General features: G+C 62.6%; 16 protein-coding genes. 5 read left to right on the forward strand and 11 right to left on the reverse strand.

Going from position 1 to position 15,482, the window contains the following annotated elements; all coding sequences use genetic code 11:
• The 10 genes from recG to NCN05_RS02380 form a co-directional block, all read right to left on the reverse strand.
• Window positions 1–2,517, reverse strand: a complete 2,517-nt coding sequence (gene recG, locus NCN05_RS02335; protein ID WP_284500104.1) for an ATP-dependent DNA helicase RecG — start codon at window positions 2,515–2,517, stop codon at window positions 1–3.
• On the reverse strand, window positions 2,472–3,593 hold the full coding sequence (locus tag NCN05_RS02340; protein WP_250396820.1) for a hypothetical protein: 1,122 nt from the start codon (window positions 3,591–3,593) through the stop codon (window positions 2,472–2,474). The genes recG and NCN05_RS02340 overlap by 46 nt, the downstream gene beginning before the upstream one ends.
• A 5-nt stretch (window positions 3,594–3,598) precedes the next feature.
• On the reverse strand, window positions 3,599–4,261 hold the full coding sequence (gene tsf, locus NCN05_RS02345) for a translation elongation factor Ts (RefSeq protein WP_038555235.1): 663 nt from the start codon (window positions 4,259–4,261) through the stop codon (window positions 3,599–3,601).
• A gap of 84 nt (window positions 4,262–4,345) precedes the next feature.
• The gene (gene rpsB / locus NCN05_RS02350; protein WP_006850376.1) at window positions 4,346–5,062 is read right to left on the reverse strand and encodes a 30S ribosomal protein S2; all 717 of its coding nucleotides are present in this window, start codon (window positions 5,060–5,062) and stop codon (window positions 4,346–4,348) included.
• A gap of 130 nt (window positions 5,063–5,192) precedes the next feature.
• On the reverse strand, window positions 5,193–6,125 hold the full coding sequence (locus NCN05_RS02355; protein ID WP_250396821.1) for a glycosyltransferase family 2 protein: 933 nt from the start codon (window positions 6,123–6,125) through the stop codon (window positions 5,193–5,195).
• 91 nt (window positions 6,126–6,216) lie between these two features.
• Entirely contained in the window at window positions 6,217–6,372 is a 156-nt protein-coding gene (locus NCN05_RS02360) for an Asl3888 family RNA-binding protein (protein ID WP_006850288.1), read from the reverse strand.
• Window positions 6,373–6,408: 36 nt separating this feature from the next.
• On the reverse strand, window positions 6,409–7,086 hold the full coding sequence (locus tag NCN05_RS02365) for a DevA family ABC transporter ATP-binding protein (protein WP_114989063.1): 678 nt from the start codon (window positions 7,084–7,086) through the stop codon (window positions 6,409–6,411).
• Entirely contained in the window at window positions 7,086–8,255 is a 1,170-nt protein-coding gene (gene devC / locus NCN05_RS02370) for an ABC transporter permease DevC (protein WP_114989062.1), read from the reverse strand. Before devC ends, NCN05_RS02365 begins: the two co-directional genes overlap by 1 nt.
• Window positions 8,252–9,148, reverse strand: coding sequence for an HlyD family efflux transporter periplasmic adaptor subunit (locus NCN05_RS02375; RefSeq protein ID WP_250396822.1), 897 nt, complete (start codon window positions 9,146–9,148; stop codon window positions 8,252–8,254). Before NCN05_RS02375 ends, devC begins: the two co-directional genes overlap by 4 nt.
• Window positions 9,148–9,891: a phycocyanobilin:ferredoxin oxidoreductase gene (locus NCN05_RS02380; RefSeq protein ID WP_250396823.1), complete on the reverse strand. Its 744-nt coding sequence runs from the start codon at window positions 9,889–9,891 to the stop codon at window positions 9,148–9,150. Before NCN05_RS02380 ends, NCN05_RS02375 begins: the two co-directional genes overlap by 1 nt.
• An 18-nt stretch (window positions 9,892–9,909) precedes the next feature.
• Between NCN05_RS02380 and NCN05_RS02385 the strand changes: the two genes are divergently transcribed.
• Window positions 9,910–11,193 carry a M16 family metallopeptidase gene (locus NCN05_RS02385; RefSeq protein ID WP_250396824.1) on the forward strand — a complete coding sequence of 428 codons (1,284 nt, stop codon included), beginning with the start codon at window positions 9,910–9,912 and terminating at the stop codon, window positions 11,191–11,193.
• Window positions 11,190–12,446, forward strand: a complete 1,257-nt coding sequence (locus NCN05_RS02390) for a M16 family metallopeptidase (RefSeq protein WP_250396825.1) — start codon at window positions 11,190–11,192, stop codon at window positions 12,444–12,446. The genes NCN05_RS02385 and NCN05_RS02390 overlap by 4 nt, the downstream gene beginning before the upstream one ends.
• On the opposite strand, the gene NCN05_RS02395 is transcribed toward NCN05_RS02390, so the two are convergent.
• On the reverse strand, window positions 12,443–12,670 hold the full coding sequence (locus tag NCN05_RS02395; RefSeq protein ID WP_006849608.1) for a DUF3148 domain-containing protein: 228 nt from the start codon (window positions 12,668–12,670) through the stop codon (window positions 12,443–12,445). The two genes, NCN05_RS02390 and NCN05_RS02395, sit on opposite strands and share 4 nt — an antisense overlap.
• Before the next feature lie 56 nt (window positions 12,671–12,726).
• On the opposite strand from NCN05_RS02395, the gene NCN05_RS02400 reads away from it, so the two are divergent.
• The 3 genes from NCN05_RS02400 to NCN05_RS02410 are packed head-to-tail and all read left to right on the forward strand — an operon-like array spanning window position 12,727 to window position 15,423.
• Window positions 12,727–13,296, forward strand: a complete 570-nt coding sequence (locus tag NCN05_RS02400; protein WP_250396826.1) for a biotin transporter BioY — start codon at window positions 12,727–12,729, stop codon at window positions 13,294–13,296.
• Entirely contained in the window at window positions 13,293–13,799 is a 507-nt protein-coding gene (gene lspA, locus NCN05_RS02405; protein ID WP_250396827.1) for a signal peptidase II, read from the forward strand. Before NCN05_RS02400 ends, lspA begins: the two co-directional genes overlap by 4 nt.
• A 34-nt stretch (window positions 13,800–13,833) precedes the next feature.
• On the forward strand, window positions 13,834–15,423 hold the full coding sequence (locus NCN05_RS02410) for a YcjF family protein (RefSeq protein WP_115162117.1): 1,590 nt from the start codon (window positions 13,834–13,836) through the stop codon (window positions 15,421–15,423).
• Window positions 15,424–15,482: the final 59 nt, after the last annotated feature.

Consider the following 15,482-nt stretch of genomic DNA (forward strand, 5'->3'; position numbering starts at 1 on the left):
TCAGTTCAAGGGGGTGCCACCGCTGAGGCGACGCTGCTGGGCCTCCAGGGTCTCGCGCAGCAACGGGTGCTGCGCGAGCTCAGGATCGTTGTTCAACAGCTCCTGGGCGGCTGTTCGTGCGTCCTCCAGCACAGCACCATCATCGGCAAGGCTGGCCAGGGCCAGATCAGGCAGGCCCGATTGTCGGGTTCCCAGCACCTGGCCAGGCCCCCGCAAGCGCAGATCCATCTCGGCGATCTCGAAGCCATCGGTGGAGCGCACCAGCACATCCAGACGCTGGCGGGCCAGGGGATTGGAGCTGCCATTGATCAACAGGCAATGGGAGGCAGCGGCGCCACGGCCAACGCGCCCCCGCAACTGATGCAGCTGCGCCAGGCCGAAACGTTCGGCATGGTCGATCACCATCACGCTGGCTTCGGGCACGTCCACGCCCACTTCCACCACCGTGGTCGACACCAGCACCTGAGTCGTGCCAGCAGCGAAATCGGTCAGCACCGCCTGCTTTTCAGCACTGGAAAGACGCCCATGCAGCAAACCAACGGCCAGATCTGGGAAGACCTCCGAAGCCAATTCAGCGTGAACTTCAACGGCTGAGCGAAGCTCGAGCTTTTCAGACTCGTCCACCAGAGGCAGAACGACATAGGCCCGCTGGCCCAGCTGCACCTCCTCACGGATCAACTCATAGGCCTTCTCGCGCTTTGCGGCCGTGAGCATGCGGGTGCGAATCGGTGTTCGCCCTGGCGGCAATTCATCGATCTGGCTGACATCGAGATCCCCATGCATCGAGAGCGCCAGGGTCCGAGGGATCGGTGTTGCCGTCATGGTGAGCAGATGGGGCTGCAAGCCCTTGTTGAGCAGGCGATCCCGTTGATGCACACCGAAACGGTGCTGTTCATCCACCACCACCAGCCCCAGGCGGTTGAAAACGACAGGATCCTCGAGCAAGGCATGGGTGCCCACCAGCACCTTCAGCGACCCGTTGGCAAGGTCATCCAGCAGCTCCCGACGGCGGGGCCGCGGCGTGGATCCCGTCAGCAAGGCGACGCTCACATGGAGCTGCGGCAGCCACTGACAGAGGTTGCGGTAATGCTGCTCGGCCAACACCTCCGTTGGGGCCATCAGGGCCCCCTGCCAGCCCGAGGCAATGGTGCTGAGCAACGCCGCAATGGCAACCACCGTTTTGCCCGAGCCCACGTCCCCCTGCACCAGACGGGCCATGGGTTCGCTGCGCGCCAGATCGGCTTCGATCTCCTGAAACACCCGTTGTTGGGCTGCGGTGAAGCGGAAGGGCAGAAGATCCATGAACTCCCCCACAAGCCCATTGGCACTGGATTGGAGATCCAGGTCCGGGCCCGTCCGAGAGCGCAGCGCCTGGCGTCGGCGCAACAGACCGAGCTGCAGGAGCAGAAACTCATCGAACACCAGCCGGCGCCGTCCCCGATCGAGGCTCTCGCGATCCTTGGGCGCATGCAGGGCCTGCAGGGCCTCCGACAATGCCGGCAGCTGGAATTGCCGCTGCATCACTGCGGGGAGAGGATCAGGCCACGATGCGGCGAGGGGCAGGACCTGATCGATCAGACTGCGGAACCGATCCGCGCCAACTCCTTCGGTGAGGGGATACACCGGGAGAAGCCGGCCGATGCTGGGGGATTTGACCGGAGACGAGGGGCTGTCCAGCACCTCGATCAACGGATCCTGAAAGGTGATGCCGTAGGGGCCGTCTTTCACCAGACCACTGACGGCCACGGTGGCACCAACGGGGTAGAGACGCTGCTGGCCTTTGAGGTAAGCCGGAGAACTGAAGCGTTTGCCCGCCAGGAAACGGCTTACCTTCAGGCGACCGGTCGGGTCCTGCAGCTGGAGCTCAATGATGGCGAGGTTGGTGTTCCGTGGGCTGACGAATCCGTTGCAACGGCGAATCGTGGCGACAATCGTGGCTGTTTCCCCCGACACCAGCGCCTCAATGCGGCGCATCGCGGAGTAATCGACATGATCACGGGGGTAATAGCGGAGCAAGTCGCGGACCAGAAGCAGGCCGATCGAAGCCAGCCGTGCCGCGAATTTCGGACCCACACCACGGATCTGGGTGATGGGACTATCGAGCTGCAGTGGTGAGCTAGCAAGCTGCTGGGGCGACGCCTGAACCTTGAGGCGTGGCGGTGCCATCGGAGCCGAGGGTTCCAGGCGATGGCGCAGCTCATGCAGCCACTGACGGGCATCGGTGACCAAGCGACGGCGGGCAGGATCAGAGAGCTCCGGATAGTCGGCAAAGCCAGAGCTGAGCTTGGACATGCGTTCACTGACCCCCTGGGGGAAGGGAACGGCCGGAGGCGCTGCGAGTTGCTGCTGCAGAAACGCGTGAAAGCGCTGCTGGCGACCCTGCAGATTCTGAAAACCACGATCGGCCTCCAACCCCAGCGAGCGCTGAAGGGGAAGCATCCAGGTGAGGAGCAGCGACAGCTGCTCGCTGGTCAGTCCCCGCTCAGCTGCTGCGTTGAATCCGATGGGGTCTGCCAATGGGTCCGGGCCTCACGATCCAGGGAGCGACGCTGCCAATGACGCTGCTGCCGCACCATTGTGAGCAGAGCATGGTGGTGAGCGCGCAATCGTTTGCGGCACTGACGCAGACGTAGGCTGTCGAACTCCAGATCGTTGCTGCGTAAGAGCACACAGAGCACATCCATGCCCTGGTCGAGCTCACCGACGGCCAGAGGGAGGCGCAGGCGAAGCACGTTCGTGGCGGTTGGCTGCGTTTCGACCTGCCCCTTCAGGACAGCATCCAGAAGGCTGATGGGAAGGAGGGTCTGGGCCAGTCCTGACCGCAGCATCTGCACATTCACCGCATGGGACAGGTTGCGAAGGCGTCGCTCAAGCGCCTGATCCATGGCCTGGATCCAGTGCAACAGCGCATCCGGTTCATTCGGAAGAAAGTGGTCGTTGCCGTCCAGCGAAGGATCAAGAACAGCACCGGGATCAAGGGGCTGTTGGGCCTGCTGCATCGCATCACCGGCCAGCTCGAACAGTGAGCGGAGCACATCCAAATCACCCGAGGATTTGTTGTCTGCGGGTTCAGGGACGGGTTCTTTAACGGGATCCGGGGAAGCCGTCCTCGGGGGGGATTCAAGCGGTGAAGCCAAGCTCAACTGAATGGATCCGCTCGGTTCTTCCCGTGGGAGCTCAGAGGTGGGTGGCTCGGGTTCAGGCGCACTCTCCTGGGACTGGCGACTGAGCATCTGCAGCATGCTTCTGCTGGCATGGGCCTGCTGGCGCCGTTGCTCCTGCTGCATCTGCCGCACCAGCTGCATCAGCTGCTCAACTGTGAGCAGAACACTGCAGCGGTCGATCAGGTCTGTGACCGCTGCATGGAAATTCTGACGGGTCGACTCCGGCAGCCGACCAAAACGGGAGGGATCAACCTCACCGAGAAGATTGAACAGGGCCTGACGGGTGGCTCCTTCCAGCAGTTCCCGCAGCACCTGAAGATATAGAGCCTGCTCCCTGTACAGGGCGACGGCCCGCAGCCGGCACAACCGTTGAAGGCGTGCCAGCTGTTCTGACGGGTCGTAAGCAGGCCTGACGTCCGGGTCGGACAAGGGAATCAGCCGGCGTTCTGCATGGACGCCACTTCAGCAGCGAAATCGTTCTCTTCCACCTCGATGCCCTCGCCCAGGGTGTAACGGGTGAAGCGACGAACTTTCACGTTCTCGCCGATCTTGCCAGCGGTTTGCTTGACGAGGTCAGCAACGGTGATGGAGCTGTCCTTGATGAAGGGCTGCTCCATGAGGGCGAGTTCCTTGAGGCGCTTGCCGATGCGGCCCTCAACGATCTTTTCCTTCATCTGCTCAGGCTTGCCCTCGAGATCGTCACGACCCATCTCGATCGCCTTTTCCCGCTCACGGATCTCGTCGGGAATCTCGTCGGTGGTGACGTACTCAACGTTGGGGCATGCCGCCACCTGCATGGAGACATCACGCAGCAGCGACTGGAACATGTCGCCCCGGGCCACGAAGTCGGTTTCGCAGTTCACCTCAACCAGCACACCCACGCGGGCACCGGTGTGGATGTAGCTGCCGATGGCACCCTCGGCGGCGGTGCGGCCGGATTTCTTTTCAGCGCTGGCGATGCCTTTCTGGCGAAGCCACTCAACGGCCTTGTTGGCATCGCCTTCCGTGGCGGCCAGGGCCTTTTTGCAATCCATCATCCCCGCGCCGGTCTTGTCGCGCAGTTCTTTGACAAGCTTGGCGGATACGGCAGCAGCCATCGGTCGGAGCAGTGAGAAGGGAAATTGAGTCGCCGCCGATTCCCTGATTGGAATCAGCGGCGTGAACTTAGCGGTGAGAGGAGATCAGCCTTCGCTGTCGCCACCACGCTGATCGTTGGAACCGTGGCGGCCCTCATTGATCGCATCGGCCAGACGGCCCAGGATCAGTTGTACAGAACGAACGGCGTCGTCGTTGCAGGGAATCGGCACCTCACAGAGGTCCGGATCACAGTTGGTGTCCAACATGGAAACCAGGGGGATGTCGAGCTTGCGGGCTTCGAGCACCGCATTCGACTCACGACGCTGGTCCACCAGGACCACAACATCGGGAAGGCGACGCATGTTCTTGAGGCCACCCAGATACTTCTGAAGACGCTCGAGTTCGCGACGCAGCACCGCACCTTCCTTCTTGGGGCGCATGGCGATGGCGCCGCTGGACTCCATCCGCTCCAGATCCTTGAGACGGTCGATCCGCGCCTTCATGGTGGTCCAGTTGGTGAGCATGCCGCCCAACCAGCGCTGGTTCACGTAGGAGGCTCCGCAGCGGGCGGCTTCCAGCGCCACAACTTCAGAGGCTTGCTTCTTGGTGCCAACGAAGAGGAAACGCTTGCCGCTGCGTGCCGCAGAACGGGTCCACTTGTAGGCGTTGTTCATGCAGACGGCGGTCTGCACAAGGTCGATGATGTGAACGCCGTTGCGCGCGCAATAGATGTAGCGCGACATCTTGGGGTTCCAACGACGGGTCTGGTGCCCAAAGTGGGCACCAGCCTCCATCATCTCGGCGAGGGTGACGACAGCCATGGTTTGAGGGTTTCGGGTTCGCCTCCACCTGCCAGGGACCTGAACAACCAGCAGGAGCTGGTCTCACGGTGCACCCGAAACGGGCAGGTGTGCGGTGTGAAAGGACCTATAGAAGGTATCAAAACGTTGATCAGCGAAGCCCTGCCGCTCTGGCTTCACGGAACAGGGCACGCACACCGATGCGATTAAGGGGCAAACGAAGCAACTCCATCGCCGTTCCGGGATAGCCATGCCGGATCAGCCAACGGAGCAGCGGGCGAAGACTTGAGGGATTGATCAGCCCACCGAGGGTGAGCACTTCCCAAAGGATGCGATGGAACCAGGTGAACTGGATGATCAAGCGCACCCGCCTGGTGGGATGTTTGCGGTAAAAAACAAGCCCCATACGGGCCCGTTCACCCTCCACTTCCACAAGTCGGGGGATCTGGTCGAGACTCAGGGCGGGGTGCCAGTGATAGCCGACAGCGTCCGGGCACTTCACCAACTCAACCCCCATCCGCCGCAGACGCTCACCCAGTTCCAGGTCCTCCCAGCCGTAGAGGCGGAAACCGGTATCAAACAGGCCTGAGCGCTCCAGCACCTGCCGATCGATGGCCACATTTCCAGTGGCGAAATAAGCCCAGGACAAGTCTCGTAATTTGTGGCGCTCCGAGCAGGGTGCTTCGAAGTTGGCGGTGTTAATGACAGCGCCGTAGGTGAAGCAGAGCCGATCACCGCGCCGTTGCCAGCACTGCTGCAACGCCCGTGCATGGGTGGCCAGAAAGGTTTCTGTGACCACCAGATCGCTGTCGATGAAGACGATCACATCGCCACGGGCGTGATCCACACCGCGGTTTCGGCCCTCGGCAGGACCACCGTGCACCTGCTCGATCAGGCGCACATGGGGAAAACGCTGGGACTGCTCGCTCAGCCATGACGGAGTTCCATCGGTGGAACCGTCGTCAACTACAACAACCTCGTAGTCCTGAAGAGCTCCAGCAAGCTGCTGATCTTCCAGTGCCGAGAGGCATTTCTCGAGGATCGGGCGTCGGTTGTAGGTCGGAATAACGATGCTGACGAACATCGCGACGGCCGATGCAAATGGCCACCCACCCTACGAACAACAAAAAAGGGGCCCGCAGGCCCCCTTTTTGATGCATGGTCTGATCCGTTGATCAGTCGGCGGCACCACCGTTGTTGGCGGTTCCGGTCACACCGTTACCAGCGCCTTCACCACGGCCATCGTTCCGCATCTTGCGCTTCTTGAACTTGCGGGCGTAGGCGCGGTTCCGCTCCTGCTTTTCTTTCTTCAGGTTTCTGCGCTTGGCCATGCGGAACTGCGGGCTCTGATGTCAACTTTCATCGTACTAAACAGCATTCTTTAATCGCCCGTCCTCCATCTGAAGCAGGCGATCGGCCACATCAACGATGCGCGGGTCATGGGTCACCATCAGCACCGCGCAGGATTGTTCACGGGCGAGTCGGCGAAGCAGCTCCACCACCTCCCGGCCCGTACGGCTGTCCAGGGCAGCGGTGGGTTCGTCAGCCAGGAGAAGGCGGGGGTTTGCGGCAAGGGCACGGGCAATGGCGACCCGCTGCTTCTGTCCACCGGACAAGTCATGGGGGACTTTGGCCATGTGGTCCTCCAGGCCAACGGCACGGAGCCACTGACGAGCCTCATCCCGGCGCGCCCTGTAACTGAGATCAGGCAGAAGATCGGCGCCCATCTGCACGTTCTGTTCAGCCGTGAGGCAGCGCAGAAGGTTGTGCCCCTGAAAAATCATTCCAATGCGCCGGCGCACCTGCTGGCGGCGCCGGCGGCCTGCACCATGCAGGGACTCACCAAGCACCGACACCTCACCCTGCTGAACCGTCCGCAAGGCGCCGATCAAAGTGAGCAGTGTCGTCTTGCCACAGCCTGAAGGACCGGTCAGCAACACCACTTCGCCCGGCTCGATGCTGAAGCTGATGTTCTGAAGAACCGCGCGGCGCATCTCCCCTTGGCCGAAAGCGTGGGAGAGGTTGTCGACAACAACAGCTGCCATCAGAAGATCTCCGCAGGGTCTGCATCGATGAGACGACGCATGGCCAGGAACGACGACAACATGCACATCACCAGGATCATCACCAGAACGGTCAACGCACGGGACAGATCCATGCCGACGGGCAGCTTGGTGGCGTCACGAACGAACCAGTACAGCCCCTGACCGGCCATGTAGGCGGGGACGTACCCCATCGCCGCCAGATAGAAGCCCTCACGAACCACCACTCCCAGCAGATGGCTGAGGCGATAGCCCATGGCCATCAAAGTGGCGTACTCCGGCAGGTGATCACTCACATCGGTGTACAGCACCTGATACACGATCACGCAGCCCACCACGAAGCCCATGGCGGCGCCGAGCGTGAAGATGAAACCGATGGAGGTGCTGCTCTTCCAATAGTTCTGCTCGAAATCGATGAAGCCCTGCTTGGTCAGCACCGAAACATCCTTGGGCAGTCGCTGTCTCAATCGGGACACCACCTGCTCAGGATCCGCGCCGGGCTTCAACCGCACCAGACCCACTTCGATCGCCCCAGGCGGCTTCTGAGGCATCAGATCGAGGAACGTCTCCGTGCTCGTGAGCAGGTTGCCGTCGGCACCGAAGCTGGTGCCCAGGCTCACCAGACCCGCCACCCGGACGCGGTTGCCAGCGATCTCGGTTTCCACCACACGGCCATCGCGATACCAATCGGCAATGGGTCCGAATTCAGGACGTGACAGCTGATCGAAGAGGATCCGCCCCTTCTGCTTGAGAGCGTCAGTTTTCTCAGCCAGGGAAGGATCGACAAAAAAGGGGTCGTCGGGATTGAAACCCAAGGCCAGGATCGACCGGTTGCGCCGCGTTTCCGGGTTCCGCCACAGCATCAGCCCCCAATGCACCGGGGTCACCCCATCGACGTCTGGATCAGCCAGGGTCTGAACCAACCGCCGCCTTGGAAAGGCCTCCATGCTCACGGAGCTGGCAGAGCGGGGACTGATCAGAACAACATCAGCATCGAACAGCCGGTGCGCTGTGACGCTGGCGTCAAAGAGGCCATCACGGAATCCAAGCTGCATGAACATCAGAATTCCCGCGAAACTGATGCCAGCAAGCGCCACCAGCAAGCGAACAGGCTGGCGCGTCAGCAACAGCCAGGAGAGGGGAATCCGACGCCCCCGCCAGAACCGGTTCATGGATCGAAGCGGGCGATCACCTTCAAACCCGCCAGACGACTGACCTTGGCGGCATCTTCAGGGTTCAGCACCACATCAACCATCACAACGCGGGCGTCGGCATCGCCGGTGGGATCGGTGGAGAGAACAGACCGTTGTTCCACCTGCGGGCTGATGCGCAGGACGCGCCCGACGAGTTCACCTCGGAAACCACCGTTCTCGCTGATGAGGCGCACGGACTGGTCGAGGCGGATCAGGGAGATGTCGGATTCGTAGACCTCGATGCTGGCCTGCATCGCCTGATTGGCCCCCACATCCATCACCCCCTCTGCACCAGGGCGCTCGCCTGCACGGGCATGCAGCTTGAGCACAACACCATCCAGGGGCGAGATCAGCTGACTGAGCACGAGGTCGGCCTGAAGCCCTTTGCGCTCCGCCAGGGCCTGATCCCGCTGTCCCTGAAGACGCACCAGCTCTTCACGCTTGTTGTCCACCAGAGTCAATTCGGCCGCACCCCAATCGGCGGCTCTGCTGAAGCGCTCTACCTCAAGGGCCTGAAGCTGTATCTCCTGATCGAGGCTGCGCAGCTGCGCATCGACGCGCTCCAGATCAGCGAGCAGTCCATCCCGGTGATCGAAGGACGCCAACACCTGGCCGGTCTTGATCAGATCACCCTCATTCACATTGAGGGCTGCCACCCGGGGTGTCCCCGCCATCCCCGCATTGGGAGCCGCCAGATTGCGGATGTCCCCGGCGGGCTCCAGCTGCCCCAGGGCCGCGACCGCTTCGGGAAGAACCGTGGGTGCAGGCGTCGGTTCAACCGGCTTGGGTTCGGGCGTCGGCCGCAGCAACCAGCCGCCAATGACCGCAATGACCAAACTTCCAGCCAGAACAGACCAGCGCTTGGGGGTCATCAGAGTTCCGGAGGGTTGTCGAACAGAAGCATGTCGATATAGCGATCGGCCCAGGCTGAATCGAAGGCCTTCTCGAGCACGCGGCGGGTCTTGTCGTTGCGTTTCTGCTGAAGGCAATAGTTCAACTGACCCTCGTACCGGCGGACTGTAGTGAGAGCCGTGGACGGTTCGGGAGTCGCCTCGATCACGCTGGTGGCCATCACCTGCAGGTAATGGCTCACCAGTTCCTGAAAGGCTGCTTCCTCGTCAGCACCATCGGGGCGGATGAAGCACACCTTGTTCGAGAAGATGGCTGATCCCCAGGCCGGCAGCTCCCGAACCTGACGGAACGCCGGCCATGGCCTGGCCTCAAGCCGCTGGATCAGCTGCTCCGGCAAGTCATCGGAGGTGGGGGACAGATCGACGATCGCGGCGGAGATGCCTGCCGGGCCGGCCACGATGTCGGCCCCGAAGATCGGCAGGTCGTAGTGGGGATCGGGGAACCAGACGCTATGGAGGATCTGCAGGCCGTTGCCGAGTCGCGCAACCTCCAAATGAAGTTTGCGAAGGCCGATGCAGCGAAAAAGCTCGTTGCCGATCGATAGGCCCTCGCCATCGAGTTGCCCCTGGATGAAGCGCAAATCCTCATCGCAGGGGAGGATCTCCAATCCGGGCAATCCCGCCCAGGCACTACGGATCGACGCCGCCAAGGCCTGCACGAGGGGATGCTGTCCTGGCGGTGGCGCCAGCGGCTTGGGCTGCATCGAAGGGGCAGGCACAGAATGGAACTTTGCCACGCAGTTCTGAACCTTCCGTTCTCCGGTCCCCCACTGGACCATTGGACCCTCCCCAACGGAGTGCGCTGCGTGACGGCGGACATGCCGGATGCACCCCTGACCTGTCTCGATCTCTGGTGCCGTGCCGGCAGTGCCAGTGAGCAGCCAGGGGAAGAGGGCATGGCCCATTTCCTGGAGCACATGGTGTTCAAGGGAAGTGAGCGGCTGGCCGCAGGGGCATTCGATGAAGCCATCGAAGCTCTGGGGGGCAGCAGCAATGCCGCCACAGGCTTTGATGACGTTCACTTCCACGTGCTGACACCCCCGGATCGAGCCCGCGAAGCGTTGGATCTGTTGTTGGAACTGGTGTTGCAGCCAAGCCTCGAGCCTGACGGGTTCAACACGGAACGGGGGGTGGTGCTTGAAGAGATCGCTCAGTACGCCGATCAACCCAATGAGCAGGTGCTGCAACTGCTGTTGAGCAAGGGCTGTGACCAGCACCCCTACGGCCGACCCATCCTGGGTACCCCCCGCAGCCTGGAGGCCATGACGCCCGAGGCCATGCGGGCGTTTCATCAGCGGCAGTACCGCGGTTCCAACTGCTGTCTGGCGATGGCCGGGCCTTCGTCAGCGGAGCTGCGCAGTGCCCTGGGTTCCTCGGCTCTGGCGGACCTCCTGGATGCGCCTGAGCCCTCATCACCGTCATCGCCCCTGAGCGTGCGTCCTGGACGCGAAAGCGTTGTTGTGGACCGGCTCGAATCCGCCCGACTGCTGATGCTCTGGGAAGCTCCACGGGCCCAGGATCAAACAGGCGTGATGGCCGCTGATCTCGCCACAACCCTGCTGGGGGAAGGACGACGCAGTCGTCTCGTGAACCGCTTGAGGGAGGAACTGCAAATCGTTGAAAGCGTGTCGATGGACCTCTCGGTTCTGGAGCAGGGAAGCCTGATCACGCTGGAGGTGATCTGTCCAGACGAGCATCTGGAGGCTGTGGAAGACGAGGTGAACCGGCAGCTGCGCGCCATGGCGGAAGAGCTCGTCAGCGATCAGGAGCTGAAACGGGGCCAGCAGCTGGTGAGCAACGGACTGCGCTATGCCTTGGAATCGACGGGCCAGGTGTCTGGGCTCAGCGCCAGCCAGACCCTCTGGGACCGGCAGCAGGATCTGCTCCATCCTCTTGCTTTCCTGCCGCCATGGACGGCCGAGCGGCTTCGCTCAGACCTGTTCCCAAGGCTTCAACCCGAACAGGCGTTTGTGCTGACCGCCCAGGCAAAGACGAAAGACGGATGAGCAACCCCGAACTGCTGATCGAACCGGTCTCAAGCCCGGGGATTCTGGCCGCGAAACTGCTGCTTCCTTTCGGCAGCGCCGACGACCCTGCAGGAACACGGGGTGCCCATGACCTGCTGGCATCACTGCTCAGCCGCGGCTGTGGACGACACAACCACGTTGACCTGGCGGACCTTGTTGAGGGATGCGGAGCAGGTCTGCGCTGCGATGCCCAGGAAGATGCGCTCGTGCTGAGCCTGCGCTGCACGGTGGAAGACGCGGAGCAGCTCCTGCCCCTGCTGGCCCAGATGGTTCGTTCCCCCCGGCTTGAGCCTGGCCAGGTGGCCCTTGAACGTTCGCTCACGATTCAGGCCTTGCAACGGCAGCGGGAGGATCCCTTCCATTGCGCCACGACCGGATGGCGGCAGCTGACCTATGGCAACGGGGGCTACGGCCACGACCCGATGGGCATCGCTGAAGAGCTGGATGATCTGGATCGGGAGGCACTTCTCCCCCTGGCCGAGCGGCTACCGAGGGCATCGAGCGTTCTCGCCCTGGCGGGCAGCGTCCCACCGCAAATCATCGACACGATTGGCTCACTTGAGGACTTTCGCGACTGGCCAGAAGGGAGCGGCAACGATCGCTCAGGCCGTCGTCCCTTCGCCGAAGCGGTAGGAACCGAAACGATCCAGCTCGAAGCAATGGACACCGAACAGGTGGTTTTGATGCTTGGGCAGGCGACGCTGGGGCATGGACACCCGGATGAACTGGCGTTGCGCCTGTTGCAGTGCCATCTGGGCGTGGGGATGTCGAGCCTGCTGTTCCAGCGCCTGCGGGAAGACCATGGCGTGGCCTACGACGTGGCCGCGCACTTCCCTGCCCTGGCAGGACCGGCGCCCTTTGTGCTGATGGCCTCGAGCGTGGAGGAGCGCTCAGAGCTCGCGCTGGACTTGCTGCTGAACATCTGGGACGAGCTGAGTGAGCAACCCCTCAGTGAGGCCGCACTCGAGCTCGCACGGGCTAAGTACATCGGTCAGCTCGCCCAGGGCCTGCAGACCTGCTCCCAACGGGCAGAGCGACGGGTTCAGCTGAAGGCCCAAGGGCTCCCCGACGATCATGACCAGCGCTGTGTGCGGGCTCTTGCGGCACTGACACCGACGGATGTGCTCCATGCCGCCCAACGTTGGCTGAGGGAACCACGACTCAGCCTGTGCGGAACCTTCGCTGCACTGAAGCAGCTTGAACGGCGCTGGGATCGGCGGGACGCTGCTTAGTCCACCTCAGCGGCATCCACCGGATCCAGCCGATCGAGGGGGATCAGAAACGTGCCCCGGCGAAAACGCACAGCAACCGTGTCCATCGGATGAAGGGCAACCACCTCGCCCACTTCACCGGCGGCCACCAGATCCGGCGGTCGCAGCATCGGCATCGGATCCGCCGACTTGAGGTACGGAAGCTGCTGCGACAGGCGCAGCTGATCACCAATGGATACCGACATCTGAACTGGGCAGGATCTGCATTGTCGAGCAGGATGGGCCGAGTTGAGTGAGTGATGTGAGGGCTCTCGCCTCCTGGTGTGGTGCCCTGGCGGGTCTGCTGGCCATCCTCATCGGTGGTCTTGTGCCGGCCGCATTGTTCCTGCCTGCTCCCGAGCCGGTCCTTCTCCCCCTGCCGGTCACGTGGCAGGTGCCAGCGCTGCTTCTCTGCGCCATGGTCAGTGGCCCGCGTGCCGGCGTGATGGCCGCTGTTGGCTATCTGAGCTTGGGGTTGTTCAGTCTGCCGGTGTTCCATGGCGGTGGAGGGCTGAACTACGTGCTTGAACCGGGTTTCGGCTATCTCGCGGGCTTCGTGCCCGCAGCCTGGCTCACCGGTCGACTGGCCCAGCAGGACGGCATGGATGACCTGCCCAGACAGTCGCTCTGTGCCCTGGCAGGGCTGCTCGTTCTCCAGATCTGCGGGGTGCTGAATCTCACCCTCGGGGCACTGCTGGGGCGATGGAGCCTTGGTTTCCCCGAGCTGCTGATGCAGTTTTCAATCGGTCCGCTACCGGCTCAGATGCTGCTCTGCATCGGTGCAGGATTGCTTTCAATTGTGCTGCGTCGGTTGCTGATCATCGAGCCATGACGAGACCACTTCCACGTCGCTCAACCCTGCTGATTGCCCTGGTGATCGTGGTGGTGGATCAGTTGAGCAAGGCGGCGGCCTCGAGCGCTTTGCGAGAGGGTCAATCCCTACCCCTGCTGCCACATCTGCTCTCGCTGCAATTGGTGCACAACACCGGCGCGGCCTTCAGTGTTCTGCAGGGCTCCACTGCCCTGCTTGGGCTGCTCAGCTTGGGGGTGGGCATCGGGCTGATCCTATGGATCTGGCGTGAACGGGTGCTGCCGTTCTGGCAGGCCCTCGCCGCTGCTGCGCTTCTGGGTGGAACCGTGGGCAATGGGATCGACCGTTGGCGCCTAGGCCATGTGGTGGATTTTCTGGCCCTCGAACCGATCGATTTCCCGATCTTCAACGGGGCGGATGTCGCCATCAATCTCGCCGTGCTCTGCTTTGCCATCGACCTCTGGACCCGCCGGGGGGACAGCAGCCTTCGTGACAACAGCCTTCGTGACAACAGCCGTGGCTGACCCAAACTTGCCCTGAGGCTGGTGTGACGCAGGCATGAAACGCCAAACCCGGTTGCTGATCGGTCTCGCCGTTGCCTTTGTGGCACTCGTGCTGATCGGCGCTGCCGTTCAGACCATCCGCAGCCTGCTGTGGGATCTGAGTTACTTCCTGCCTCCCTGGTTGCTCACGCCGGTGCTGCTGCTGGGGTTCGCGCTGGTGGCCACCCTGGCGGTGCAGGTGGGTTGGCCGATGTGGAAACGCCTGAAATCACGCCCAAGCCAACACCCACGCCAAGCCACCCCGGCTCCACAGAACCGGAGGGATGCCGCGACCACCAGCCTCGGCCATGTGGATCGTCTGATCGAACGCATTCAGGACGACATCAGTCGCCGCAGCCTTCAGAACGAACGCGACCGGGTCGCCGAGGAACTGAAGCGAGGCGATCTGGTGGTTGTGGTGTTCGGCACTGGATCCAGTGGGAAGACATCACTGATCCGTGCCCTGCTCAATGAAATGGTCGGCGATGTGGGAGCGCCCATGGGCGTGACCAAAACCAGCCGCGCCTACCGGCTGCGTTTGAAAGGCCTGGAGCGTGGTCTTCAGCTCGTGGACACCCCAGGAATCCTGGAAGCCGGAGACGAAGGACTCAGCCGGGAGGAAACAGCCCGTCGTCGGGCGGTTCGTGCCGATCTTTTGATCGTGGTGGTGGACGGGGACCTCAGAGCCTCGGAATACGCCGTCGTGACCTCGCTCGCCGGGCTCGGCAAGCGGCTGCTCCTGGTGCTGAACAAGCGGGATTTACGCGGAGTTGACGAGGAGAAAAGGCTCCTGCAGGTGCTTCGCTCCCGTTGCCAGGGACAGCTCAACGCTGCTGATGTGGTGGCCTGCAGCGCCTCTCCTCAATCGATTCCTCAACCCGGCCGTCGCCCGCTGCAGCCGCTGCCTGACGTCAGCGATCTGCTGCAGCGTCTCGCCGTTGTGCTGCACGCCGAGGGGGAGGAATTGATTGCCGACAACATCCTTCTGCAGTGCCGATCCCTCGACAGTCGCGGGCGTGACCTCTTGAACGACCAGCGGTCTCGGGAAGCCAAACGCTGCATTGACCGCTACAGCTGGATGGGAGCGGGGATTGTCGCTGCCAATCCGCTGCCCGGGGTGGATCTGTTGAGCACAGCAGCGGTGAATGCCCAGATGATCCTGGAGATGGCCAAGATCTATGGGGTCGAGATGTCCCGTGATCGCGCCAAGGATCTGGCCCTGTCCCTTGGACAGACCCTGGGCAAGTTGGGCATCGTCAAAGGTGCCATGAGCTTGCTGGGCACCAGCCTGAGCCTGAGCTTGCCCACTCTGGTGCTGGGGCAGGTGCTCCAGGGGGTGGTGACCGCATGGCTCACCCGAATCGCCGGAAGCAGTTTCATGCGCTACTTCGAACAGGACCAGGACTGGGGTGACGGTGGCATGCAGACCGTGGTTCAACAGGCCTTTGAGCTCAACCGACGGGAACTCTCACTGCAGCGCTTTCTGGCCAGTGCCATGCGGCAAGTGGTTGAACCGCTTCAGCAGTCGGCGGCGGGACGTCTTCCCCCCCGGCCAGGGCCTCAGCAGGAGGGGGAAGCATCGGCCCCCGGGCATCCAGAACGGTGATCAGAAGCAGATAGAGCACACCAATCGCCACGGAGATCGCCCCGGTGACGATGGCAACC

Origin of the sequence: Synechococcus sp. MU1651, from assembly GCF_023630635.1 — a bacterium.
GTDB lineage: Bacteria > Cyanobacteriota > Cyanobacteriia > PCC-6307 > Cyanobiaceae > Parasynechococcus.